This is a genomic window from Arsenicitalea aurantiaca (assembly GCF_003994485.1).
Lineage (GTDB): Bacteria > Pseudomonadota > Alphaproteobacteria > Rhizobiales > Devosiaceae > Arsenicitalea > Arsenicitalea aurantiaca.
The window spans coordinates 681,960-705,480 of record NZ_RZNJ01000002.1 but is presented as its reverse complement, the minus strand read 5'-3'; the positions used below and the strand labels follow the sequence as shown (position 1 = coordinate 705,480).

General features: G+C 63.2%; 22 protein-coding genes and 2 tRNA genes. 20 read left to right on the top strand and 4 right to left on the bottom strand.

The features are described from left to right. Positions 1–122: 122 nt before the first annotated feature. Positions 123–899 (bottom strand): hypothetical protein, encoded by a 777-nt coding sequence (locus EMQ25_RS07830; RefSeq protein WP_127187981.1) that lies wholly within the window; start codon positions 897–899, stop codon positions 123–125. Between the two features lie 519 nt (positions 900–1,418). On the opposite strand from EMQ25_RS07830, the gene EMQ25_RS07825 reads away from it, so the two are divergent. The 3 genes from EMQ25_RS07825 to EMQ25_RS07815 are packed head-to-tail and all read left to right on the top strand — an operon-like array spanning position 1,419 to position 2,171. Then, the gene (locus EMQ25_RS07825; protein ID WP_127187980.1) at positions 1,419–1,625 is read left to right on the top strand and encodes a cold-shock protein; all 207 of its coding nucleotides are present in this window, start codon (positions 1,419–1,421) and stop codon (positions 1,623–1,625) included. 50 nt (positions 1,626–1,675) lie between these two features. Further along, entirely contained in the window at positions 1,676–1,900 is a 225-nt protein-coding gene (locus EMQ25_RS07820) for a hypothetical protein (RefSeq protein WP_127187979.1), read from the top strand. 19 nt (positions 1,901–1,919) lie between these two features. After that, the gene (locus EMQ25_RS07815) at positions 1,920–2,171 is read left to right on the top strand and encodes a hypothetical protein (protein ID WP_127187978.1); all 252 of its coding nucleotides are present in this window, start codon (positions 1,920–1,922) and stop codon (positions 2,169–2,171) included. A 10-nt stretch (positions 2,172–2,181) separates the two neighbouring features. Here EMQ25_RS07815 and EMQ25_RS07810 read toward each other — a convergent pair whose 3' ends face one another. Next, positions 2,182–2,436 (bottom strand): hypothetical protein, encoded by a 255-nt coding sequence (locus EMQ25_RS07810; RefSeq protein ID WP_127187977.1) that lies wholly within the window; start codon positions 2,434–2,436, stop codon positions 2,182–2,184. A 116-nt stretch (positions 2,437–2,552) separates the two neighbouring features. Here EMQ25_RS07810 and EMQ25_RS07805 point away from each other — a divergent pair, with 116 nt between their 5' ends. From EMQ25_RS07805 to EMQ25_RS07790, 4 genes are all read left to right on the top strand, one after another. Next, positions 2,553–3,059, top strand: coding sequence for a hypothetical protein (locus EMQ25_RS07805; RefSeq protein WP_127187976.1), 507 nt, complete (start codon positions 2,553–2,555; stop codon positions 3,057–3,059). Positions 3,060–3,130: 71 nt separating this feature from the next. Then, positions 3,131–3,204, top strand: a tRNA-Gly gene (locus tag EMQ25_RS07800). Between the two features lie 94 nt (positions 3,205–3,298). Next, positions 3,299–4,582: an amino acid deaminase gene (locus EMQ25_RS07795; RefSeq protein WP_158626000.1), complete on the top strand. Its 1,284-nt coding sequence runs from the start codon at positions 3,299–3,301 to the stop codon at positions 4,580–4,582. 88 nt (positions 4,583–4,670) lie between these two features. Next, positions 4,671–5,066 carry a VOC family protein gene (locus tag EMQ25_RS07790; RefSeq protein WP_127187974.1) on the top strand — a complete coding sequence of 132 codons (396 nt, stop codon included), beginning with the start codon at positions 4,671–4,673 and terminating at the stop codon, positions 5,064–5,066. A 12-nt stretch (positions 5,067–5,078) separates the two neighbouring features. Here EMQ25_RS07790 and EMQ25_RS07785 read toward each other — a convergent pair whose 3' ends face one another. Further along, positions 5,079–6,581 carry a helicase HerA domain-containing protein gene (locus EMQ25_RS07785; protein ID WP_127187973.1) on the bottom strand — a complete coding sequence of 501 codons (1,503 nt, stop codon included), beginning with the start codon at positions 6,579–6,581 and terminating at the stop codon, positions 5,079–5,081. Between the two features lie 154 nt (positions 6,582–6,735). Here EMQ25_RS07785 and EMQ25_RS07780 point away from each other — a divergent pair, with 154 nt between their 5' ends. Further along, positions 6,736–7,128: an MAPEG family protein gene (locus EMQ25_RS07780; RefSeq protein WP_158625999.1), complete on the top strand. Its 393-nt coding sequence runs from the start codon at positions 6,736–6,738 to the stop codon at positions 7,126–7,128. A gap of 53 nt (positions 7,129–7,181) precedes the next feature. After that, positions 7,182–7,257, top strand: a tRNA-Trp gene (locus EMQ25_RS07775). Between the two features lie 101 nt (positions 7,258–7,358). On the opposite strand, the gene EMQ25_RS07770 is transcribed toward EMQ25_RS07775, so the two are convergent. Further along, positions 7,359–7,838 (bottom strand): c-type cytochrome, encoded by a 480-nt coding sequence (locus EMQ25_RS07770; protein ID WP_127187971.1) that lies wholly within the window; start codon positions 7,836–7,838, stop codon positions 7,359–7,361. Between the two features lie 238 nt (positions 7,839–8,076). Between EMQ25_RS07770 and secE the strand changes: the two genes are divergently transcribed. The 11 genes from secE to fusA all read left to right on the top strand — a co-directional run bounded on the left by secE (position 8,077) and on the right by fusA (position 23,471). Then, positions 8,077–8,271: a preprotein translocase subunit SecE gene (secE, locus tag EMQ25_RS07765; protein WP_127187970.1), complete on the top strand. Its 195-nt coding sequence runs from the start codon at positions 8,077–8,079 to the stop codon at positions 8,269–8,271. A 45-nt stretch (positions 8,272–8,316) separates the two neighbouring features. Next, positions 8,317–8,847, top strand: coding sequence for a transcription termination/antitermination protein NusG (gene nusG / locus EMQ25_RS07760; protein WP_127187969.1), 531 nt, complete (start codon positions 8,317–8,319; stop codon positions 8,845–8,847). Between the two features lie 168 nt (positions 8,848–9,015). Further along, positions 9,016–9,444 carry a 50S ribosomal protein L11 gene (gene rplK, locus EMQ25_RS07755; RefSeq protein ID WP_127187968.1) on the top strand — a complete coding sequence of 143 codons (429 nt, stop codon included), beginning with the start codon at positions 9,016–9,018 and terminating at the stop codon, positions 9,442–9,444. Between the two features lie 6 nt (positions 9,445–9,450). Then, positions 9,451–10,143, top strand: coding sequence for a 50S ribosomal protein L1 (gene rplA / locus EMQ25_RS07750; protein WP_127187967.1), 693 nt, complete (start codon positions 9,451–9,453; stop codon positions 10,141–10,143). Between the two features lie 328 nt (positions 10,144–10,471). Continuing rightward, positions 10,472–10,996 (top strand): 50S ribosomal protein L10, encoded by a 525-nt coding sequence (rplJ, locus tag EMQ25_RS07745; RefSeq protein ID WP_127187966.1) that lies wholly within the window; start codon positions 10,472–10,474, stop codon positions 10,994–10,996. Between the two features lie 68 nt (positions 10,997–11,064). Continuing rightward, positions 11,065–11,439, top strand: coding sequence for a 50S ribosomal protein L7/L12 (rplL, locus tag EMQ25_RS07740; RefSeq protein WP_127187965.1), 375 nt, complete (start codon positions 11,065–11,067; stop codon positions 11,437–11,439). Positions 11,440–11,637: 198 nt separating this feature from the next. Further along, positions 11,638–15,780, top strand: a complete 4,143-nt coding sequence (rpoB, locus tag EMQ25_RS07735) for a DNA-directed RNA polymerase subunit beta (RefSeq protein ID WP_127187964.1) — start codon at positions 11,638–11,640, stop codon at positions 15,778–15,780. An 85-nt stretch (positions 15,781–15,865) separates the two neighbouring features. Beyond that, on the top strand, positions 15,866–20,071 hold the full coding sequence (gene rpoC, locus EMQ25_RS07730; RefSeq protein WP_127187963.1) for a DNA-directed RNA polymerase subunit beta': 4,206 nt from the start codon (positions 15,866–15,868) through the stop codon (positions 20,069–20,071). A 442-nt stretch (positions 20,072–20,513) separates the two neighbouring features. After that, positions 20,514–20,885, top strand: coding sequence for a 30S ribosomal protein S12 (gene rpsL / locus EMQ25_RS07725; protein WP_035080811.1), 372 nt, complete (start codon positions 20,514–20,516; stop codon positions 20,883–20,885). A 12-nt stretch (positions 20,886–20,897) separates the two neighbouring features. Beyond that, the gene (rpsG, locus tag EMQ25_RS07720; RefSeq protein ID WP_127187962.1) at positions 20,898–21,368 is read left to right on the top strand and encodes a 30S ribosomal protein S7; all 471 of its coding nucleotides are present in this window, start codon (positions 20,898–20,900) and stop codon (positions 21,366–21,368) included. 12 nt (positions 21,369–21,380) lie between these two features. After that, the gene (gene fusA, locus EMQ25_RS07715) at positions 21,381–23,471 is read left to right on the top strand and encodes an elongation factor G (protein WP_127187961.1); all 2,091 of its coding nucleotides are present in this window, start codon (positions 21,381–21,383) and stop codon (positions 23,469–23,471) included. Positions 23,472–23,521 lie beyond the last annotated feature (50 nt).

The window sequence follows — 23,521 nt, the reverse complement described above, 5'->3', positions numbered from 1 at the left end:
GCCTTAGAGACCTCAACATCATTAGACGAGACATTTCGCGCCGCAGGCGTTGTCTAATGCTTCAACTGCAGCTGTGAATTAGCATGAGCAGCTTCGGGTGAGCTCGGTGACCCCAATCTGGGTTATACCCCATATTGCAATAACAAGCTTCCAATCGCAGAGCCGGTAGCCGGCCGGCGATTCCGCATCTCGGGCATGTTGCTGTTCCACAAATGAACGGCGTGGGTATCTGTATCGATAAACTGTTCGATGGAGGTACCGACGCGAAAGGGCTCCGAGCGCTTCTCAAGCGAAATGGGGTAAAATGCAGAGATCGGACGGGCTCGACTCAGTTTGCCGTACTTCCTTGCGAGCCAGGTAATCGCATGGGGGCCAAAGGCCGCCCAATGCTGCTGTTGAGGTCCAAACTTAATGCCGACGGCCTTCTTCATCCAAAGCTGCCTTCGCCGGTTCCAGTGAAACCATTTCGGGACTGCGCCGGGTCTGAATGCTGCGATCGCTTCGCTAACGATGGGACTTGTGGCAGGGAGCCGCAGGACGGCGTTGTTAATAGATATGTCCGATTCCCAGCCGAACAGGTATTCATCGCGGGGAAGCGGCCGAAGGCAAACCATATCGGCGTCGACCCAAGCACCTTTGCCTTGCTTCTGAAGTTCGAGACGGAAATAGTCGCCGGCGAGGGCCAAGCTGTCGCGGAATTTGTACCGCAAAGTCATGAGGTACTCGCGTGGCACCGTCTCGTTGCCGTCAACTACCCTTACCCCCGATGGAAGATCGGGCACATCGTCGTATAAATGCAGGTGAACTGGATGTCCTGCAGCGATGAAAGAGTGTATCGATAGACGTTCGATGTAGCCCAGCGGGCCTCCGATCCAGAGCATGTTGACTGGCTCAGTCATATGTCCCTCTAACAATCTAGGCGCCACCCCCCAGAGGTGCCCATACGAGCAGGGCGGGTCGACAGGATCAGCCTTGTGCACATCCTAACTGCTTCCGATCGTCCTGCAATGCCCGCTGCTGTACAGGAAGTCTCAGTCAACTCAGTCAACTTATTAGAGCGAGGGTCCACGCTCGGTGGCTGGCATAGATGCGAGCGTTCCTGTGGCCGTGGTCGCCTATTCCGGCCTGTAATGTGCGCCACTGCGATCGCGCGGCGGTCCATTGTGCGGGACTGAAAATTGTCTCCGTCGGCACGCAAATATTACGAAAAGACGAATGCGGGTTGATTTCGGCGGTCGGAAGCCTTACGTTGGGTTTACGCGTTTTCAGCCGTCATCGGCTAACTGATCATCCGGCTTTCCGGTCTGCTTGGCTATCCTTGATTTTGCGAACGTCTATACCGTGTCAGCATGCTGCTGGCGCGGAAACTGTGTTCGTTTGTCCAAAAGGGACGCGAGCCAAATGAAAAGGGTATTGTCATGATCAATGGCACCGTAAAGTTCTTCAATTCGACCAAGGGCTTCGGCTTTATCGCTCCTTCGGATGGCGGCAAGGATGCCTTCGTCCACATTTCCGCTGTCGAGCGTGCCGGCCTGTCGAGCCTCGATGAAGGTCAGAACGTGACCTATGACATCGAAACCGGCCGTGATGGCCGTGCGTCGGCTGTGAACCTGCAGCTGGCCTAAGTTTAAGGGGTCGCCTTCGGGCGGCCCTTTTTCCTGCCGGAGGGCAAGAGATGAGCACGACGCCCCGCATGCGCGCCGACGCGCAGTTCGCGAAGCTGGAAAAGCGCCCCGCACGGGCGCTCAGCGAATATGAAGAAGCCGCCCGGGCGGTGGACGACAACATGACCCGCCTGCGCAATCTTCGCCTCGCCCGGGAAGCCCAGGCGATCGCAGACGAAGAGGCGCGCAAGCTCTCCGGCGCAAAGAAGCTCATGGCGCACCGCCGCGCGCGCTGAGACAAGCGAGGAGCGAACGATGACCGATTTCGACTATTCGGCTACGGCCGAGCTCTATCCCAGCCGCAGCCATTTCCGCTCGCGCCAGGTGCAGTACCGGCGGTTCAACAGCGCCGCCGAGGCGCTGCGTTATGCGATGGAAGAAATGCCGCCCGAACTCTTCCGCGGCGCATTGCTCGAGATCGACGAAGAACGCTATGAGGGCGATGCGATCCGCGCGCTCTATGAGGCTGCCGACTATCCACTCCCGCGGGCCGGTCGGGCGAGCTGAGCCCGAGAGGCTAGAAGCCGCTCAGGCGGCGCTGCATTTCCATCTGCTGAACCGAAGCGTTGATCTGGCTCTGGATACGGGCCAGATCCTGCAGGCGCTGAGTGCCGTCCGACAGTTCGCGCTGGAGGCAAAGGCTGCGCTGGACGTTGTTGGCGACATAGCCTGAGCGCGCCGTTTCCGGCTCGGAAGGGCAGCGAGACTGCCCGTATGCCGGGCCTAGGCCGGCGAGCAGGGCCAGCGCGATGATCGCGGATATCCGCATCATGTTCGGTTCTCCTTCCACGCCCTTGGTGCTCTCGATATGGTGGCCAGGCTGCGTGGACGCAACTCCTGCCCGCCGCCCCCGTTCCCCCCGGTAGTGAAGGACCAGAGGAGGACGGTATGATCGGCAGGATAGTGGCGACGGGTGTTGTGCTCGCAGGGCTCGGCGCAACGCCGGTGCTGGCGCAGTCGGACGGCTGGGAGGCGTACCAGAATGCCGAGCTCGGCTACCGGATTGAGCTTCCCACCGGCGTGCTCGACGGCGTCGAGGTCATCGAAACGGATGCGGGCGTTACGCTGACGGCGATCGGGCCGGTACAGATCGACGTTCTGGGCAGTGCGAATATGCAAGGGTTTACGCCCGACGAGTTCTCGGCAACCATCGAAGCGGCTGACGGGCTGCGCGAAGTGACGTACCGGGCCTCGGGCAATAGCTGGTTCGTGCTCTCGGGGTTCCTGCGCGACGATGCCGGAACGGGCGAAGAGCTGATCTTCTACACCAAATATCTCTTCAACGCGGATCGCAGCGCGGTTTCGGCCTTCGAGGTGAGCTATCCGGCGTCGGAAAAGGCCCGGCTCGATCCGGTGGTCACGCGCATCGAGAAGTCTCTGCGCTCGCCTGCCTAGGCATGAGCACTTTGGGCTTGCCATCGCCCCGGCTTCGCCCCTAAACACGGGCTGCGCCGCAAGCGGCGCATGCGGGTATAGCTCAATGGTAGAGCAGCAGCCTTCCAAGCTGAATACGCGGGTTCGATTCCCGCTACCCGCTCCAGCTTGCTTCCCCAATCCATGATCTTCCGAGGCCGTCTTATTTGGCGTAGTGGGGCGACTCGGGGATAAGTCTTCGGGTCTGGATGGAGGATTGCATGTTCGAGGCGCTGGATGATGTGCTGCTGGACGGGCGGACCAAGGGGTTGCCCGGAACCGAAGGCGCACTTGCGCTCGGCGCGGTGGGGGCGCAGGGCTGGAACCTGCTCGCGGGGGATGTTCCGCTGCCGGCTGCCGTGCTCAAGGCCTCGGCGATCGCCAACAATCAGGCCTGGATGGGGCGCATTATCAGCCATTATGGCGTTTCGCTCGCCCCTCACGGCAAGACGACGATGGCGCCTCAGCTCTTTCGGCACCAGATCGCGTCAGGGTGCTGGGGCATCACGCTATCGACCCTGCATCAGGTGCGGGTGGCCCGACATTACGGGATTTCCCGGATCATCATCGCCAACCAGGTGCTGGATCCCGGGTTTCTCGCCTATCTCGTCGCCGAGCGGCGGCGGGATCCGGACTTCGAGTGCGTGCATCTGATCGATTCGCCGGAAGGCATTGCGGCGATCCTCGCAGCGCGGCCCGACGCCGAGCGACCCCTCGACGTGTTGATCGAAGTGGGCCCGATGGGTGGGCGGACCGGCTGCCGCACGATCGAGGAGGCGCTGTCGCTGGCGCGGGAGATCGCAAATCATCCCGACGCGATGCGGCTGCGCGGGATCGAGGGCTATGAAGGCAACATGTCCGGTTCGGGGCAGGCCGACATCGAGGCGCGCATCGCGGCTTTTCTCGATTATATGGTCGAGACCGCCGAGGCGGTGGGGGAGGCGGGGCTCTTTGCGCCGGGCGAGGTGCTGCTGACCGCCGGCGGGTCTGCCTATTTCGACATGGTCGCCAAGACGCTTGGCGCAGCAAAACTCGAAGCGCCGAGCCGGGTCGTGCTGCGAAGCGGCTGCTATATCAGCCATGACAGCGGCATGTATGCCCGCCTCATCGACCGCTCGGAGGCGCGGAGCCCAGAGCTTGTGCCGGCGGGCCATCCACGTGCGGCGCTCGAAGTCTGGGCGACCGTGCAGTCGCGCCCGGAACCCGGGCTGGTGCTGCTCAATGTCGGCAAGCGCGATCTCTCCTATGATTCTCATCTGCCGCGCGTCACGGGTCACGTCCCGCGCGGTGAAGCACGGGTGAACCCGGTCGGCGCGGACCACGAGATCTTCGCGCTCAACGACCAGCATGCCTATCTGCGGTGCCCCGAGGACGGGCCGATGCGGCCGGGAGATCGCGTGACGCTCGGTATTTCCCACCCCTGCACGACCTTCGACAAATGGGATGTGCTGCTCGTCTGCGATGACGATTACCGGGTGACGGGGGCGGTCAAGACGTTCTTCTAGGCTCGAGCAGGGGCAATAATTTCAATCTCGATGTCGGAAGCGTGTCCGGAGCACCGTCCTTTGGCAAAGCCTCAGAAGGAGTGTTCGGATGCGCATGATCTTCGTCAACCTGCCCGTAAAGTCGGTCGCGGCCTCGCGGGCGTTCTTCGGGGCGCTCGGGTTCAGCTTCAACGAGACGTACTGCTCGGAAGACACGCTGTGCGTCGTCATCGAGGAGAACATCTTCGCCATGCTGATCACCCATGACCGCTTCCTGACGTTCTCGAATCAGCCGATCAGCGATGCGACGCAGCAGACCGAGGTGCTGACGTGCCTCTCCTGCGCCAGCCGGGATGAAGTCGATGCCCTGCTCGCCAAGGCTTTGGCTAATGGCGGGCGGGCGTGGAAGCCGACCTTCGAGATGGGGCCAATGTACGGGGCAAGCTTCCAGGATCCAGACGGCCACGTCTGGGAGCTGATGGCAATGGATGGGGCGCCGGCCTGAGGCGGCCGGAGATCATTCCGCGGCGCTGCGCTCGGTGTGGTCGGGCGCGTTGGGATCGCCCGGGGCCGTCTCGCAGCCGAGATCGGGGAAGGCCACGACCCGCTTGCCATGGAAATCGACGCGCAGGACGACAAGTCCGCGCTCCTCGAAATAGGTGAGGAGCCGCCGGGCGCGGCCCAGCGAATGCGTGCCATAGGCGCGGGCGAGGGCGGCGTCGGACGGGCAGGGCGCACGATCGACTGCTGCGCGGGCAACGACGAGGAAGACGCCCTGAACTTCGTCGGCGAGGCTTGCCGAGAGGGCAAGAGCCTGCGCCCATGCGCCGTCGTCCGGCTCGCCGGTCTCGACGCCAGCGCGTGCCACGGCGAGAAGGCGGCGGAAAGCTGCGAGCGGAACAGGTTCACCCCCGACGCGCCTGATGCGGCAGCGCACGAGAAAATCCTGGTAAAGTACTGCGACCGTTCGGAAAGACGCTTCTGGGTCCTCGAGAATTTCGGCGAGGATCGCGTCGATCGCTGCCTGACGTTCGGCATCCTCGAGCTCGGGAAAGAGCGGCTGTGCCGGCGGTTCCTCGGCAGGGCGGGGGCGGCTGAGCTGGGCGATGATGTCGGCCGTTGGAACGGGCGCGGGTGGAGCGGCGCGGCGCACCGGCGCGACCGGCTCGTCGGGACCGGGCGTGAAGATCAGATCGCGCGGATCGGCCTGCTGGTCGGGCAGGGGCGTGAGGCGCGGGCTCGTGGAGCGGGCAGACGTCTCGACGGTGCCGATCTTGATGGGCAGGGGGCGGCGCGAGAGCGCGGGGCCAAGCGCAACGAAATGGCCGCGCTGCAGATCGCGGAACATCTCGGCCTGGCGCCGTTCCATGCCGAGCAGATCGGCGGCCCGGGCCATGTCGATATCGAGGAAGGTGCGGCCCATCAGGAAGTTGGAGGCTTCTGCGGCCACGTTCTTGGCGAGCTTGGCGAGACGCTGCGTGGCGATGACGCCGGCGAGCCCGCGCTTGCGGCCGCGGCACATGAGATTGGTCATCGCGCCGAGGGAGACTTTGCGCGCATCGTCCGCGACCTCGCCGCCGACAGCGGGTGCGAAGAGCTGGGCTTCATCGACGATGACGAGCATGGGATACCAGAAATCGCGCTCGGCATCGAAAAGGCCGCCAAGGAAGGCTGCGGCGCACCGCATCTGCTGCTCGACATCGAGCCCCTCGAGATCGAGGACCACGGAGACGCGGTGCTGGCGGATCCGGCCGGCAATGCGGGTCAGTTCGGCCTCGGTACGGGCGCCATCGACAACCACATGCCCGAAGGCATCGGCGAGGGTGACGAAATCGCCCTCCGGATCGATGACGCATTGCTGCACCCAGGGCGCGCTCTGCTCGAGGAGGCGGCGCAGGAGATGGGATTTGCCCGAGCCCGAATTGCCCTGGACGAGAAGGCGGGTGGCCAGAAGCTCCTCGAGGTCGAGCATGGCCGCCGTCCCGCCGGACGTCATCCCCATGTCGATCTCAACCTTCATCTTCGCTCCCAGATTCGCATGCGCGCGCCTCTCTAGCATCTGAACGCGCCTTATGCGCCCCGGCAATGGGCTAAACCCACAGCCGATCCGTAGGAGGGCTGTTGACCGCACGGCGCCAAGGTGGTCGCTTCGTCAGATTGCCCCGGAGGCCCCAATGCTGCTCATCATATTCATCGTCCTGTTGCTGGTGTTCATCCAGAACGTGATTCCCGGCTACCTTCTGACCCAGCAGGTGGGGCCGGAAATGCAGATGGGGGCCCGGGACAATCTTCCCGAGCCGACACCGGCGCTTGGGCGTGCCCGCCGCGCGCTCGCCAATCTGCACGAGACGCTGCCGATCTTCCTGACGCTGGCGATTCTGGTGCTCGTGCTGGGCGAGGATGGCTGGCTGCCGGTGCTGGGCGGGGTGGTCTACATCGCGGGGCGCATCGGGCATTTCTACTGCTACATGAAGGCGCTCTCGCCATGGCGCTCGATCGCGTTCACGATATCGCTTGTCGGCATGGGCCTCGTGGCGCTGCCGCTCATGCCTCATCTCTGGTCGTGAGCGGTTTGGTCTTGCGTGGCTGACGCTTTGCGATTAGAGACATCGCCACCTGCAGGGGTGTAGCTCAGTTGGTAGAGCATCGGTCTCCAAAACCGAGGGCCGTGGGTTCGAGTCCCTCCGCCCCTGCCAGTTCGCCGGAAGCCAAGCGCCCGGCCGAACGCATGATTTTCATGACATAGATCGATGGTAGGCAGGCCGCGCCGGCATGGCCTTTGCGCGGCCCGTCTGCATTACGGCATCTGCGGCGGGGCGAAGACGATGAACGGGGTCTGCGGGGCTTCGCCGGGCGGCACGTAGGCCGGGGCAGGCTCGCCGACTTCGCCGAGCGAGACGATATACTGGTGCAATGAGCGCAATTCGTTGTCGGTGAAATAGTGCAGGTTGAACCAGGGCATGGGCGGCATGGCCTGGAGGTTGCGCAGATAGTCGGCGAACTCTTCCTCGCCCATACCGGCCGCCACGATCCTGAGGTTCGAGGCATAGGTGGTGCCCCACGGGCCCTGGTAGCCGACGGGGCTGCCGACAAGGGCCTGTGCGGGGTCGAGCTCGCCATTGGCTTCGGCAAAGCCGGGCGTATGACAGTCATGGCAGCCGCCGATCCGGGCGATGCGATCGCCGTTCTCGACGGAAATGCCGGTGTCCTGGGCCAGCACGCCGCCAGAGGCGAAGAGCGTCCCGGACAACGCGAGCGCAGTCAGAAAGTGTTTCATCATGTCCCTCCTGTTGCGCCGCAAGACGGCAGCAGTCGCCGGCGGCGCCGAGGAGAGCTTACGCCTTATCCAGGCCATGATGAAGGTGGATCGGGAAGGGGCGGAGACGGTCTCGCCCACTGGGAAATGCAGGTGTTGCAATCCTGCCCGATACGGACTAGATAAGCCGCTCACGCCGTGCGTCGACTCGCGCGGCTATTGGTTATGACCGAAATCACAGAAGAAGTAGCGTTTGCTGATGGCCCGGACCAATCCGATCACGTTTATCAACCAGGTTCGCCAGGAAGTCAGCAAGGTCACCTGGCCGGGGCGCCAGGAACTGATCGTCTCTACGATCATGGTGCTGATCTTCGTGGCGCTGGCGAGCGTGTTCTTCCTCGTGGCCGATCAGGTGATCTCCTGGCTCGTCCAGCTGATGCTGTCGATCCGCTAGGCACCGGACCCGGTCAAAGACAAGATTCAGGAGCGACGACGCGGCATGGCCAAGCGCTGGTATATCGTTCAGGCTTACTCGAACTTCGAGCGCAAGGTGGCAGAGGCCATCCGCGAGAAAGTTGCGCAGACCAAGCTTGAGCACCTTTTCGACGACGTGCTGGTGCCGACCGAGAAGGTCGTCGAAATGCGGCGCGGCCGCAAGGTTGACGCCGAGCGCAAGTTCTTCCCCGGCTACGTGCTGGTGAAGATGGAGATGACCGACCAGGCGTTCCACCTGATCAAGAACACGCCCAAGGTTACCGGTTTCCTCGGCTCTGGCGACAAGCCGATGCCGATCTCCGAGCGGGAGGCGATGAGCATCCTGCAGCAGGTTCAGGAAGGCGTCGAGCATCCCAAGCCTTCGGTCAGCTTCGAGATCGGCGAGCAGGTCCGCGTCGCGGACGGCCCGTTCGCGAGCTTCAACGGCGTCGTCGAGGAAGTCGACGAGGAGCGCGCGCGGCTCAAGGTCGAAGTGTCGATCTTCGGTCGCCCGACGCCCGTCGAGCTCGAATACGGCCAGGTCGAGAAGGTCTAGCAGAGTTTCCGGCGCGAGCCGGATGCGCCGGCCGAAAGGCGGGCGCCAATCCGTGGGAGAGGCGCGCGGCAGCCAGCCGCGACAAAGGTCTCGGACCACGGCGTCACGACCCGGTTTTGCCGGGTACATGCAGAAGAAGCGGTGAGGTTCACCGCGTGAGAGGACGAAATGGCAAAAAAGATTACGGGCTACCTCAAGCTCCAGGTGCCGGCCGGCTCGGCGACTCCGTCGCCCCCGATCGGCCCGGCGCTCGGTCAGCGCGGCCTCAACATCATGGAGTTCTGCAAGGCGTTCAACGCGCAGACCCAGGAGATGGAAAAGGGCGCTCCGACCCCTGTCGTGATCACCATCTTTGCGGACAAGAGCTTCACTTTCGAGATGAAGATGCCGCCGGTGACCTACTTCATCAAGAAGGCGGCGAACCTGAAGTCCGGCTCCAAGCTCCCCGGCAAGGAGAGCGCCGGCACGATCACGCAGGCACAGCTGCGTGAGATCGCCGAAAAGAAGATGAAGGATCTCAACGCGGACGACGTCGAGTCCGCCATGTCCATGATCCAGGGCTCGGCCCGGTCGATGGGCATCCAGGTCGCGGAGTAAGAGCAGATGGCAAAGATCGGCAAGAGAACCGCAGCAGCCCGCGAGGGTATCGATCGCAAGAAGCTCTATGAGCTCGGCGAAGCGCTGAAGATGGTCAAGGCCCGCGCGAGCGCCAAGTTCGACGAGACCGTCGAAGTGGCGTTCAACCTGGGCGTCGACCCCCGCCACGCAGACCAGATGGTCCGCGGCGTCGTCAGCCTCCCGAACGGGACCGGCAAGACCGTGCGCGTCGCCGTGTTCGCCAAGGACGCGAAGGCAGAAGAGGCCCGCAAGGCCGGTGCCGACATCGTTGGCGCAGAGGACCTGATGGAAGAGATCCAGAAGGGCAACATCAATTTCGACCGTTGCATTGCAACGCCGGACATGATGCCGCTCGTCGGTCGCCTCGGCAAGATCCTCGGCCCGCGCAACCTGATGCCGAACCCCAAGGTCGGCACCGTCACCCCGGACGTCGCGGGTGCGGTGAAGGCTGCCAAGGGCGGTGCGGTCGAGTTCCGCGTCGAGAAGGCAGGCATCCTGCATGCCGGCGTGGGCAAGGCATCGTTCTCGGACGAAGCGCTGCTCGAGAACATTAAGGCGTTCGCCGATGCGGTGACCCGGGCCAAGCCCTCGGGCGCCAAGGGCACCTATATCCGCCGCGTGGCCGTGACCTCGACGATGGGTCCGGGCGTGCATGTGGATCCCCAGAGCGTCCACTAGGGCACTCTGCACGATTTCGGGCGGCTTCGGCCGCCCGGGAGCCGGTTCGGTCGCGATCGAGCCGGCAAAGTCCTGTCCGAGACTGCCGGTGCGCGCGAGCGCCTAAACCCGATCAAGGGGCCAGCAATAGACGGGGTGAGAAGCGAGATTCCGCATCGGAAGATGCTGCGTTTCGGTTCGAACCAGGCCAGTTGCCGCCAGGGGCGAAAGCCCGCCGCGGGAGCTCGGTTGACAGGCGTTAACCCGCTGATCCTCGGCCGCTCGCGGCGCGGAGGCAGCAATTGGCAATGGTCCGGCAGCAATGCCGGGCTCAATGTGGAGACTAGCAGTGGAAAGAGCGGAAAAGGTTGAGCTCGTCTCGACGCTCCAGTCTGCCTTCGGCAGCGCTGGGTCGATCGTGGTGGCTCAGAACGCCGGTCTTACCGTCGCCGACATGGAAAATCTGCGCGTGCAGATGAAACAGGCCGGCGGTCAGGTGAAGGTCGCAAAGAACCGCCTTGCCAAGCTCGCTCTGAAAGACACCGACACGGCTGACATCTCGGCCCTCTTCGTAGGGCCGACCGTCATTGCCTATGCGGAAGATCCCATGGTCGCGCCGAAAATCGCGGCCGGCTTCGCCGACAAGAATCAGAAGTTCGTGATTCTCGGCGGTGCGATGGGAGCGACCGAGCTGGACGCGTCGGGCGTCAAGGCGATGGCCACCATGCCCTCGCTCGACGAACTGCGTGCGACCCTCGCCGGCATGCTCAAGCAGCCCGCGACCCGCATCGCCGTTCTCGCGCAGGCGCCGGGTGCCCAGATCGCTCGTGTCCTCGCCGCCTACGCGGACAAGGACCAGAGCGCTGCAGCATAGGCGAACCGGGCCCTGTGGCCCATCCACGGTTCGAACTGAAAACGAAACAAAACTGAGAGTGAATGAAAATGGCTGATCTTGCCAAACTCGTAGACGACCTGTCGGCCCTTACGGTTCTCGAGGCTTCCGAGCTTTCGAAGATGCTCGAAGAGAAGTGGGGCGTTTCGGCTGCGGCTCCCGTCGCCGTCGCTGCCGCTGCTGGCGGCGCTGCTGCCCCGGCTGCCGAAGAAAAGACCGAATTCGATGTGATCCTCGCCTCCTTCGGCGACAACAAGATCAACGTCATCAAGGAAGTCCGCGCACTGACCGGTCTGGGCCTCGGCGAAGCCAAGGCTCTGGTCGAGAGCGCTCCGAAGGCCATCAAGGAAGGCGCGTCGAAGGCCGAAGCCGACGACATCAAGGCAAAGCTCGAAGCTGCCGGCGCCAAGGTCGAACTCAAGTAGTTCGCTGTTTTTGCCTCTGCGGGGTGGCGCAAGCGCCGCTCCGCATCCGTCGTCTCCATTCGAGACGTCGCCGCGGCCCATAGGGCAGGGCGGCACACGACCAGACCCAGCAGGGCAGATTTCCTGAGCGCCGACGGCTGATTGTCGGATCTTTGGACATTTGCCTCCGAGACACATCGCAGAGATACAGGAGCTTTTATGGCTACCACGTTCAACGGCCGCCGCAAGGTCCGCAAATCCTTCGGTTCCATTCGCGAAGTCACGGAGATGCCAAACCTGATCGAGGTCCAGAAGGCCTCCTACGATCAGTTCCTTCTCGTCGACGAGCCCGAGGGCGGGCGCGGCGATGAGGGGCTTCAGTCCGTCTTCCGTTCGGTCTTCCCGATCACCGACTTCTCGAACACCGCTTCGCTGGAGTTCGTGAAGTACGAGTTCGAACAGCCCAAATACGACGTCGACGAATGCCGGCAGCGCGACATGACGTTCGCAGCGCCGCTGAAGGTGACGCTGCGGCTGATCGTGTTCGAAGTGGACGAGGACACCGGCGCCCGCTCAGTCAAGGACATCAAGGAGCAGGACGTCTACATGGGCGACATGCCCTTCATGACGTCCAATGGTACGTTCATCGTGAACGGCACCGAGCGCGTGATCGTCTCGCAGATGCACCGCTCGCCGGGCGTGTTCTTCGACCACGACAAGGGCAAAACCCATTCCTCGGGCAAGCTGCTGTTCGCCGGCCGGATCATTCCCTATCGCGGTTCCTGGCTCGACATCGAGTTCGACGCCAAGGACATCGTCTATGCGCGCATCGACCGTCGCCGCAAAATCCCGGTCACGAGCCTTCTGAAGGCGCTGGGCATGGATGCCGAGGAAATCCTCGACACCTATTACACCAAACTCGTCTACGAAAAGACCGAAGACGGGTGGCAGAAGCCCTACGATCCCGAGAAGATGAAGGGCGCAAAGCCCACCCAGGACCTGATCGACGCCAAGACCGGCGACGTCGTCCACGAGGCCGGCAAGAAGCTTTCGGCCCGTCAGGCCAAGAAGCTCGCCGAGAACGGGCTCACCCATCTGCGCGCGGAAGATGCGGATCTCTACGGCATGTATGTCGCCGAGGACCTGATCAACATGCAGACCGGCGAGGTCTATGTCGAAGCCGGTGACGAGCTCGACGAGAAGACCCTGACCAAGCTGATCGAGCTCGGCTTCGACGAGCTGCCGATCCTCGACATCGACCACATCACCGTGGGCGCGTACCTCCGCAACACGCTGGCGGTCGACAAGAACGAGTCCCGCGAGGACGCGCTGTTCGACATCTATCGCGTGATGCGCCCGGGGGAGCCGCCGACCGTCGAGACGGCCGAGGCGATGTTCAAATCGCTGTTCTTCGATTCCGAGCGCTACGATCTTTCCGCTGTCGGCCGCGTGAAGATGAACATGCGTCTCGAGCTCGATGCGCCCGACACCATGCGCATCCTGCGCAAGGAAGACATCGTCGAAGTCGTTCGCACGCTCGTGAACCTGCGTGACGGCCGTGGCGAGATCGACGACATCGACAATCTGGGCAACCGGCGCGTGCGCTCTGTCGGCGAGCTGATGGAGAACCATTACCGGCTCGGCCTGCTGCGCATGGAACGCGCGATCAAGGAGCGCATGAGCTCGGTCGAGATCGACACGGTGATGCCGCAGGACCTGATCAACGCCAAGCCGGCAGCGGCGGCGGTGCGCGAGTTCTTCGGCTCGAGCCAGCTCAGCCAGTTCATGGACCAGACCAATCCGCTTTCGGAGATCACGCACAAGCGTCGCCTCTCCGCACTCGGACCGGGCGGTCTGACCCGCGAACGCGCAGGCTTCGAAGTGCGCGACGTGCACCCGACCCATTACGGCCGCATCTGCCCGATCGAGACGCCCGAAGGCCCGAACATCGGTCTCATCAACTCGCTGGCGACGTTTGCGCGCGTCAACAAGTATGGCTTCATCGAGACCCCGTACCGCAAGGTCGTGGACGGGAAGATCACCGATGACGTGGTGTATCTGTCGGCGATGGAAGAGGCCAAGCACCACGTGGCGCAGGCCAACGCGACCATCAACTCGGACGGCCAGTTCGCCGACGACCTGATCGTTGCGCGCCATTCGGGCGACGTGCAGCTGACGCCGCGCGAACTCGTCGACCTGATGGATGTGAGCCCCAAGCAGCTCGTATCGGTTGCGGCATCGCTCATTCCGTTCCTCGAGAACGACGACGCCAACCGCGCGCTGATGGGCTCGAACATGCAGCGCCAGGCAGTGCCGCTGCTGCGTGCCGAAGCCCCGTTCGTGGGTACCGGCATGGAGCCGGTGGTCGCCCGTGATTCGGGCGCGGCCATCGTCGCCAAGCGCAAGGGTATCGTGGACCAGGTGGATGCGACCCGTATCGTCATCCGCGCCACCGAGGAGACGGATGCGTCCAAGTCGGGCGTGGACATCTACAACCTCATGAAGTTCCAGCGCTCGAACCAGTCGACCTGCATCAACCAGCGTCCGCTGGTGGTGGTGGGCGACCATGTCGAGGCCGGCGATATCGTGGCGGACGGGCCGTCGACGGAGCTGGGCGATCTCGCGCTTGGCCGGAACGTGCTCGTCGCGTTCATGCCCTGGAACGGCTACAACTTCGAGGACTCCATCCTGCTGTCCGAGAAGATCGCGATGCAGGACGTCTTCACCTCGATCCACATCGAGGAATATGAGGTGATGGCCCGCGACACCAAGCTCGGTCCCGAGGAAATCACGCGCGACATTCCGAACGTCTCGGAAGAAGCGCTGAAGAACCTCGACGAGGCGGGTATCGTCCACATCGGCGCCGAAGTCGCGGCCGGCGACATCCTCGTGGGCAAGATCACGCCCAAGGGCGAGAGCCCGATGACGCCGGAAGAGAAGCTCCTCCGCGCCATTTTCGGCGAGAAGGCCTCGGACGTCCGTGACACCTCGCTGCGCGTGCCCCCCGGGGACGCCGGCACGGTGGTGGAGGTGCGCGTGTTCAACCGGCACGGCATCGACAAGGACGAGCGCGCGATGGCCATCGAGCGCGAGGAAATCGAGCGGCTTGCCAAGGACCGTGACGACGAGCAGTCGATCCTCGACCGCAACGTCTATGCGCGTCTCAAGGAGATGCTGTTCGGCAAGGCTGCGACTGCGGGCCCGAAGGGCTATGTGGTCGGCACCAAGCTCAACGACCAGATGTTCGACGCCCAGCCGCGCTCGAAGTGGTGGCAGTTCGCGGTCGATGACGACAAGGTCATGGCCGAGATGGAAGCCCTTCACGCGCAATACGAGGAAAGCCGGCGCCTGCTCGAGCAGCGGTTCATCGACAAGGTGGACAAGCTGCAGCGCGGTGACGAGCTGCCCCCGGGCGTGATGAAGATGGTCAAGGTGTTCGTCGCGACCAAGCGCAAGATCCAGCCCGGCGACAAGATGGCCGGCCGCCACGGCAACAAGGGCGTGGTCAGCCGCATCGTCCCGATCGAGGACATGCCCTATCTCGAAGACGGCACCCATGTGGACATCGTGCTCAACCCCCTGGGTGTGCCGAGCCGCATGAATGTCGGGCAGATCCTCGAGACCCATCTGGGTTGGGCCTGTGCGGGCATGGGCAAGAAGATCGACCAGATGCTGCGTATCTATCAGCAGAAGGGCGATCTGACGCCGCTCCGCACCGAGATCGGCGAGCTGTTCAGCAATGACCAGCAGATGAGCCAGCTCGATGATGACGGGCTCGTTCGCCTCGGCGAGCACCTGTCGAAGGGCGTCTCGATCGCGACGCCGGTCTTCGACGGCGCCAAGGAAGCGGACATTGTCACCATGCTCGAAAGGGCAGGGCTGAAGGCATCGGGCCAGTCGACCGTCTATGACGGGCGGACCGGCGAGCAGTTCGACCGCCAGGTGACGGTGGGCTACATCTACATGCTCAAGTTGCACCACCTGGTGGACGACAAGATCCACGCCCGTTCGATCGGACCCTACAGCCTCGTTACCCAGCAGCCGCTGGGCGGCAAGGCGCAGTTCGGCGGCCAGCGCTTCGGCGAGATGGAGGTGTGGGCACTCGAGGCGTATGGCGCGGCCTACACTCTTCAGGAGATGCTCACCATCAAGTCGGACGACGTGGCGGGCCGGACCAAGGTCTACGAGGCCATCGTGCGGGGTGACGACACGTTCGAAGCTGGCATTCCCGAAAGCTTCAACGTGCTGGTCAAGGAAATCCGCTCGCTCGGTCTCAATGTCGAGCTCGACATGAGCGACAACGACAATGAGCAGAGCGAAGTCGACGGGGAACTCGAACCTCCTCAGAGCGCGGCGGAATAATCTGCCGAGCCCTATTTTCCAGAAACGCTTTCGTGAGGGGCCGGGCCAAGGCCGGTCCGGACCCCGCGAAACGAGGAGATACTAGATGAATCATCATCACCACGTCATGGACCCCTTCAATCCGCAGGTCCCGGCGCAGCAGTTCGATCAGATGAAGATCAACATTGCGAGCCCCGAGAAGATCCTCAGCTGGTCCTATGGCGAGATCAAGAAGCCCGAGACCATCAACTACCGCACGTTCAAGCCCGAGCGTGACGGCCTGTTCTGCGCGCGCATCTTCGGCCCCGTGAAGGACTATGAGTGCTTGTGCGGCAAGTACAAGCGCATGAAGTTCAAGGGCGTCATCTGCGAGAAGTGCGGCGTCGAGGTGACGCTGAGCCGCGTGCGCCGCGAGCGCATGGGCCACATCGAGCTTGCCGCGCCGGTCGCGCACATCTGGTTCCTGAAGTCGCTGCCCTCGCGCATCGCGCTGCTGCTCGACATGACGCTCAAGGATATCGAGCGCATTCTCTATTTCGAGAACTATGTGGTGCTCGAGCCGGGCCTGACCCCGTTCAGCCAGCACGAGCTGCTGACCGAAGAGCAGTACCTGGACGCCCAGGACGAGTATGGGGCCGACAGCTTCACCGCCAAGATCGGCGCCGAGGCGATCCGCGACATCCTGCTTGCGCTCGATCTCGAGAAGATTGCGGCGGACCTGCGCGTAGAGATCGCCGAAGCGACCACTGAGCTCAAGCCCAAGAAGCTGGCCAAGCGCCTCAAGATCGTCGAGCAGTTCATCGTTTCGGGCAACAAGCCCGAATGGATGATCATGACGATCATTCCGGTGATCCCGCCCGAGCTGCGCCCGCTGGTGCCGCTGGATGGCGGCCGCTTCGCGACCTCCGACCTCAACGATCTCTATCGTCGCGTCATCAACCGCAACAACCGGCTGAAGCGCCTCATCGAGCTGCGTGCGCCCGACATCATCATCCGCAACGAGAAGCGCATGCTTCAGGAAGCGGTCGATGCGCTGTTCGACAACGGCCGTCGCGGCCGGACCATCACCGGCGCCAACAAGCGTCCGCTGAAGTCGCTCTCGGACATGCTCAAGGGCAAGCAGGGCCGGTTCCGCCAGAACCTGCTCGGCAAGCGCGTCGACTATTCGGGCCGGTCGGTGATCACCGTGGGTCCGGAGCTGAAGCTGCACCAGTGCGGCCTGCCCAAGAAGATGGCGCTCGAACTCTTCAAGCCGTTCATCTATTCGCGGCTCGAAGCCAAGGGCTTCTCCTCGACGGTGAAGCAAGCCAAGAAGCTGGTCGAGAAGGAAAAGCCGGAAGTCTGGGATATCCTCGACGAGGTTATCCGCGAGCACCCGGTGCTGCTCAACCGCGCGCCGACGCTGCACAGGCTGGGCATCCAGGCCTTCGAACCGACGCTGATCGAGGGCAAGGCCATCCAGCTGCACCCGCTGGTCTGCGCCGCGTTCAACGCCGACTTCGACGGCGACCAGATGGCCGTGCACGTTCCGCTGAGCCTCGAGGCCCAGCTGGAAGCGCGCGTGCTGATGATGTCGACCAACAACATCCTGCACCCTGCGAACGGCCAGCCGATCATCGTGCCGAGCCAGGACATCGTGCTGGGGCTCTACCATCTCTCGCTGATGAATGACGGCGAGCCGGGCGAGGGCATGGCTTTCGCCAGCATGGGCGAGCTCGAGCATGCCCTGCAGACCGGCACGGTCACCATGCACACCAAGATCAAGGGGCGCGTGCGGACCGTCGGCGAGAATGGCGAGATCGGCACGGCCGTGGTCGAGACGACCCCGGGCCGCATGCTGATGGGCCAGCTCCTGCCCAAGCACGTTGCCGTCCCTTACGAGACGTGCAACCAGCTGATGACCAAGAAGATGATCTCCAAGATGATCGACACGGTCTATCGCGCCTGCGGGCAGAAAGAGACGGTCATCTTCTGCGACCGGATCATGGACATGGGCTTCAAGCATGCCTGCCGCGCCGGCATCTCGTTCGGCAAGGACGACATGGTGATCCCCGCCTCCAAGGCCGGGATCGTCGAGGCCGCCCGCAAGCAGGTCGAGGAGTTCGAGCAGCAGTACAATGACGGCCTGATCACTCAGGGCGAGAAGTACAACAAGGTTGTCGACGCCTGGGCCAAGTGTGGCGACAAGGTTGCCGAGGAGATGATGAAGGGCATTGCCGCCGTTCAGATCGACGAGGAAACCGGACGCCAGAAGCCGATCAACTCGGTCTACATGATGAGCCATTCGGGGGCCCGCGGCTCCCCGGCCCAGATGAAGCAGCTTGCCGGTATGCGCGGCCTGATGGCGCGTCCGGACGGCTCGATCATCGAGACCCCGATCACGGCCAACTTCAAGGAAGGCCTGAACGTTCTCGAGTACTTCAACTCCACCCATGGCGCCCGCAAGGGTCTCGCGGATACGGCGCTGAAGACCGCGAACTCGGGGTACCTGACGCGTCGTCTCGTCGACGTGGCGCAGGATTCGATCATCACCGAGCTCGATTGCGGCACCGAGAACGGCCTCACGATGGAAGCCATCGTGGATGCCGGGCAGGTGGTTGCGAGCCTTGGCCAGCGCATCCTGGGCCGTACGACGGCGCAGGACATCATCGACCCAAATTCGGGCGAGACGCTTGCCGAGCGCAACACGCTGCTGACCGAGAAGCACATCGAGGCGATCGAGACGGCGAAGGTCCAGTCGGTCCTGATCCGCTCGCCGCTGACCTGCGAACTCCGCCAGGGCTGCTGTGCGGCGTGCTATGGTCGCGACCTGGCACGCGGTACTCCGGTCAATATCGGCGAAGCGGTCGGCGTCATCGCGGCGCAGTCGATCGGCGAGCCGGGCACCCAGCTCACGATGCGCACGTTCCACATCGGCGGGACGGCACAGGTGGTCGACAGCTCGTTCCTCGAAGCCGGGGCCGAGGGCAAGATCGAGATCCGCAACCGCAATGTCGCCAAGGTGTCCGGTGGACAGCTGGTGGCAATGGGCCGGAACGTCGTGCTCGCCATCGTCGACAATGAGGGCAAGGACCGGGCCACGCACCGCGTGACCTATGGCGCCAAGCTTCGTGTCGATGACGGCACCGAGGTCAAGCGCGGCCAGCGTATCGCCGAGTGGGATCCCTATACCCGCCCGATCCTCGCCGAAGTCGAGGGCGAGGTGGCGTTCGAGGACCTGGTCGACGGTGCATCCGTTGCGGAAACCACCGACGAGACGACGGGCTTCACCAAGCGCGTCGTGATGGACTGGCGGACCAACCAGCGCGGTGACGGGCTGCGGCCGGCTCTGGCCATCACCCGTGGCGGCACCGTCGCCAAGGTGGAACGCGGCGGCGATGCCCGCTACCTGCTCTCAGTAGACGCGGTCATCGCGGTCGAGCCGGGCGAGAAGGTGGCACCGGGCGACGTGCTGGCGCGTATCCCGCTCGAAAGCGCCAAGACCAAGGACATCACCGGTGGTCTGCCGCGCGTCGCGGAACTGTTCGAAGCCCGTCGTCCGAAGGACCACGCGATCATTGCCGAAATCGATGGCACGATCCGTTTCGGGCGCGACTACAAGAACAAGCGCCGCATCATCATCGAGCCCGATGACGCATCGGCCGAGCCGGTCGAGTACCTCATCCCGAAGGGCAAGCCTTTCCATCTTCAGGAAGGCGATGCCATCGAGAAGGGCGAGTACATCCTCGACGGCAACCCGGCACCGCACGACATCCTGGCGATCAAGGGCGTGGAAGAGCTTGCGCGCTACCTCGTCAACGAGATCCAGGAGGTTTATCGACTTCAGGGCGTGCTGATCAACGACAAGCACATCGAGGTGATCGTTCGCCAGATGCTGCAGAAGGTCGAGATCACCGATCCGGGCGACAGCGGCATGCTCAAGGACGAGCAGATCGACAGGCTCGACTTCGAAGAGCTCAACGATCGGCTCGAGGCCGAGGGCAAGAAGCGCGCCGAGGCTGTCCCGGTCCTCCTGGGTATCACCAAGGCCTCGCTGCAGACCCGGTCGTTCGTGTCCGCGGCCTCCTTCCAGGAGACCACCCGCGTGCTGACCGAGGCGGCAGTCTCGGGCAAGGCCGACCTGCTCGAGGGGCTCAAGGAGAACGTCATCGTGGGCCGCCTGATTCCGGCGGGTACGGGCGCCGGCATCAGCAAGGCCAAGCTGATCGCCACCAAGCGTGACGATCTGATCCTCGACGAGCGTCGCCGCCAGGCGGAGACGGCCGCGATTCCCGCGCCGACTCCCGCAGAGCCCGCGACGCCTGCGGAATAGGCACCGCGCAATGAGCTGAGGGAAGGGGGGCATCGGCCCCCCTTTTTTCGTCTGAAGACCCCTCAATCGGGGCCGGATCGCCACCGAAACGGTGGACAGAGCGCGTCGGGCGAGGGCGGGTAGCTGCCATGCGCCTGCCAAAAGGGTTTCTGTGAAAGAATCCTTGACGGGGCGAGTCAGGCGTCTTAGAGAGAGCCCACCTTAGCGGTCGGTCGTGAGTTTCAGCCGGGTATCTGCCACCAAGCGCGGGCATCCAGGAAACTCAAACACACTGGTTCGGTAAACAGACGTAAGACATCCTTGTTCGCATGAACGCTCTCCGGGTTGGAGAGTGGTCCGCTGCATTCAAAGGCGCCGCTGTCCCGGTCGGGACCGAGCGGGCGTCGTTTTGGTTTGTTTACGGACTGATCGAGATGAATTCTGGACGGATGGAAAGAGCGCAATGCCGACCATTAATCAGTTGATCCGCAAGCCACGGGCATCCAAGCCCAAGCGGAACAAAGTCCCGGCGATGGAAGCGAACCCGCAAAAGCGCGGCGTCTGCTCACGCGTCTATACCACGACCCCCAAGAAGCCGAACTCGGCTCTGCGCAAGGTTGCCAAGGTTCGCCTGACCAACCAGCGTGAAGTGATCTCGTACATTCCCGGTGAAGGCCACAACCTTCAGGAGCACTCCGTGGTCCTGATCCGTGGCGGCCGTGTGCGTGACCTTCCCGGTGTGCGTTACCACGTGCTGCGCGGCGTCCTCGACACCCAGAGCGTCAAGGATCGCAAGCAGCGTCGTTCGAAGTACGGCGCGAAGCGGCCGAAGTAAGGAGAGCGTTCCATGTCCCGTCGTCACCGCGCAGAAAAACGCGAAATCATTCCTGATCCCAAGTTCGGCGACATCATTGTCTCGAAGTTCATGAACTCGCTCATGAAGGACGGCAAGAAGTCGGCTGCCGAAGGCATCGTCTACGGCGCATTCGACATCGTGCAGCAGAAGACCAAGCAGGATCCGATCGCCGTGTTCCACACTGCGCTCGACAACATCCGCCCCGCCGTCGAAGTGCGTTCGCGCCGCGTCGGTGGTGCCACCTACCAGGTCCCGGTGGAAGTGCGGACCGAGCGTCAGCAGGCCCTGGCCATTCGCTGGCTCATCGACTCGGCCCGCAAGCGCGGCGAGAACACCATGCGTGAGCGCCTCTCGGGCGAACTCATGGATGCTCTCAACGGGCGCGGCCAGGCCGTCAAGAAGCGCGAAGATACGCACCGTATGGCTGACGCCAACCGTGCCTTCTCGCACTACCGCTGGTAACCGGAGGCTACGATGGCACGCGAACACGCAATCGAAGACTACCGCAATTTCGGCATCATGGCCCACATCGATGCCGGCAAGACCACGACCACCGAGCGTGTGCTCTACTATACCGGTAAGAGCCACAAGATCGGCGAAGTCCATGACGGCGCTGCCACCATGGACTGGATGGAGCAGGAGCAGGAGCGCGGCATCACCATCACGTCGGCCGCGACGACCACGTTCTGGAAGGGCCGTAGCGGCCATCTGCACCGTTTCAACATCATCGATACCCCGGGTCACGTGGACTTCACCATCGAGGTGGAACGTTCGCTGCGTGTGCTCGACGGCGCCATTGCGCTGCTCGATGCCAATGCCGGTGTGGAGCCGCAGACCGAGACGGTCTGGCGCCAGGCCGACAAGTACAACGTGCCGCGCATGATCTTCGTCAACAAGATGGACAAGATCGGTGCCGACTTCTACCGCTGCGTGGAGATGATCGGTTCGCGTCTCGGCGCGAAGGCCGTAGTCGTGCAGCTGCCGATCGGCGCCGAGAACGAGTTCAAGGGCGTCGTCGACCTCATCGAGATGAATGCGCTCGTCTGGCGCAATGAGGAGCTCGGTGCGCAGTGGGATGTCGTCGAGATCCCCGAGGATCTCAAGGAACGTGCCGTCAAGTACCGCGAGGCGATGATCGAAGCCGCCGTCGAGATCGACGACGCTGCGATGGAAGCCTATCTCGAAGGCGAAGTGCCCAACAACGACACCATCCGTCGGCTCATCCGCCGCGGCACCGTCGATGTGAAGTTCTTCCCGGTCTTCTGCGGTTCGGCATTCAAGAACAAGGGCGTCCAGCCCCTGCTCGACGGCGTCATCGACTTCCTGCCGTCCCCGATCGACATTCCGGCCATCCGCGGCATCGACGCGGCGACCGAAGAGCCGATCGAGCGTCATGCCGATGACAGCGAGCCGCTCTCGATGCTGGCTTTCAAGATCGCCAACGACCCGCACATGGGCTCGCTGACCTTCTGCCGCATCTATTCGGGCAAGCTCGAGCAGGGCATGATGCTGGAGAACACGGTCAAGGAGAAGCGCGAGCGCGTCGGCCGCATGTTCCAGATGCACGCCAACAGCCGCGAGCAGATCTCGGAAGCCTTCGCCGGCGACATCGTTGCGATCGTCGGGCTCAAGGACACCACCACGGGCGACACGCTCTGCGTGCCGAACGCCAAGGTGATCCTCGAGCGCATGATCTTCCCGGATCCGGTTATCGACATCGCCGTCGAGCCGAAGTCCAAGGCCGACCAGGAGAAGATGGGTCTCGCCCTTGCGCGCCTCGCCGCCGAGGATCCGAGCTTCCGCGTCAAGACCGACGAAGAGAGCGGCCAGACGATCATCTCGGGCATGGGCGAACTGCATCTCGACATTCTCGTCGACCGCATGAAGCGCGAGTTCAAGGTTGAGGCCAATATCGGTGCGCCGCAGGTGGCGTATCGCGAGACCATCACCAAGACGACCGACATCGACTACACCCACAAGAAGCAGTCCGGCGGTTCGGGCCAGTTCGCCCGCGTCAAGCTCACCATCGAGCCGAACGAGACCGGTGCAGGCTTCGAGTTCGTCAACAAGATCGTTGGCGGCGCGGTGCCCAAGGAATACATCCCGGGCGTCGAAAAGGGCGTGAAGTCGGTGATGAATTCGGGTGTGCTGATCGGCTTCCCGGTCGTGGACGTCAAGGTCACTCTGACCGACGGCGCCTATCACGACGTGGACTCCTCGGTGCTGGCCTTCGAAATCGCTGGTCGTGCCGGCTTCAACGAAGGCCTGCGCAAGGCCTCCCCGAAGCTGCTCGAGCCGATCATGAAGGTTGAAGTCACGACGCCGGAAGACTACATGGGCGACGTCATCGGCGACCTCAACTCGCGGCGCGGCCAGATCCACGGCACGGAAAACCGCGGCGTCGTACAGGTCGTCAATGCCTATGTGCCGCTCGCCAACATGTTCGGTTACGTGAATTCGCTGCGCTCGATGAGCCAGGGTCGTGCGCAGTACACGATGCAGTTCGATCACTACGAGCAGGTACCGCAGGCGGTAGCCGATGAAGTTCAGGCCAAGTACGCCTGAGTTTCGAGACTTTAAAAACTCAAGATCCAGCCTGCGGGCTGATTTGAATA

Excerpts from the sequence above, each read along its gene's own strand:
- EMQ25_RS07820 (WP_127187979.1), top strand. The coding sequence starts at position 1,676 with ATGAGCACGACGCCCCGCATGCGCGCCGACGCGCAGTTCGCGAAGCTG.
- secE (WP_127187970.1), top strand. The coding sequence starts at position 8,077 with ATGGCCCGGACCAATCCGATCACGTTTATCAACCAGGTTCGCCAGGAA.
- rpoC (WP_127187963.1), top strand. The coding sequence starts at position 15,866 with ATGAATCATCATCACCACGTCATGGACCCCTTCAATCCGCAGGTCCCG.
- EMQ25_RS07830 (WP_127187981.1), bottom strand. The coding sequence starts at position 899 with ATGACTGAGCCAGTCAACATGCTCTGGATCGGAGGCCCGCTGGGCTAC.
- rpsG (WP_127187962.1), top strand. The coding sequence starts at position 20,898 with ATGTCCCGTCGTCACCGCGCAGAAAAACGCGAAATCATTCCTGATCCC.
- EMQ25_RS07785 (WP_127187973.1), bottom strand. The coding sequence starts at position 6,581 with ATGAAGGTTGAGATCGACATGGGGATGACGTCCGGCGGGACGGCGGCC.
- rplL (WP_127187965.1), top strand. The coding sequence starts at position 11,065 with ATGGCTGATCTTGCCAAACTCGTAGACGACCTGTCGGCCCTTACGGTT.
- rplA (WP_127187967.1), top strand. The coding sequence starts at position 9,451 with ATGGCAAAGATCGGCAAGAGAACCGCAGCAGCCCGCGAGGGTATCGAT.
- EMQ25_RS07815 (WP_127187978.1), top strand. The coding sequence starts at position 1,920 with ATGACCGATTTCGACTATTCGGCTACGGCCGAGCTCTATCCCAGCCGC.
- rplK (WP_127187968.1), top strand. The coding sequence starts at position 9,016 with ATGGCAAAAAAGATTACGGGCTACCTCAAGCTCCAGGTGCCGGCCGGC.
- EMQ25_RS07805 (WP_127187976.1), top strand. The coding sequence starts at position 2,553 with ATGATCGGCAGGATAGTGGCGACGGGTGTTGTGCTCGCAGGGCTCGGC.
- rpoB (WP_127187964.1), top strand. The coding sequence starts at position 11,638 with ATGGCTACCACGTTCAACGGCCGCCGCAAGGTCCGCAAATCCTTCGGT.
- EMQ25_RS07780 (WP_158625999.1), top strand. The coding sequence starts at position 6,736 with ATGCTGCTCATCATATTCATCGTCCTGTTGCTGGTGTTCATCCAGAAC.
- EMQ25_RS07790 (WP_127187974.1), top strand. The coding sequence starts at position 4,671 with ATGCGCATGATCTTCGTCAACCTGCCCGTAAAGTCGGTCGCGGCCTCG.
- EMQ25_RS07825 (WP_127187980.1), top strand. The coding sequence starts at position 1,419 with ATGATCAATGGCACCGTAAAGTTCTTCAATTCGACCAAGGGCTTCGGC.
- EMQ25_RS07770 (WP_127187971.1), bottom strand. The coding sequence starts at position 7,838 with ATGAAACACTTTCTGACTGCGCTCGCGTTGTCCGGGACGCTCTTCGCC.
- rpsL (WP_035080811.1), top strand. The coding sequence starts at position 20,514 with ATGCCGACCATTAATCAGTTGATCCGCAAGCCACGGGCATCCAAGCCC.
- fusA (WP_127187961.1), top strand. The coding sequence starts at position 21,381 with ATGGCACGCGAACACGCAATCGAAGACTACCGCAATTTCGGCATCATG.
- nusG (WP_127187969.1), top strand. The coding sequence starts at position 8,317 with ATGGCCAAGCGCTGGTATATCGTTCAGGCTTACTCGAACTTCGAGCGC.
- EMQ25_RS07810 (WP_127187977.1), bottom strand. The coding sequence starts at position 2,436 with ATGATGCGGATATCCGCGATCATCGCGCTGGCCCTGCTCGCCGGCCTA.
- EMQ25_RS07795 (WP_158626000.1), top strand. The coding sequence starts at position 3,299 with ATGTTCGAGGCGCTGGATGATGTGCTGCTGGACGGGCGGACCAAGGGG.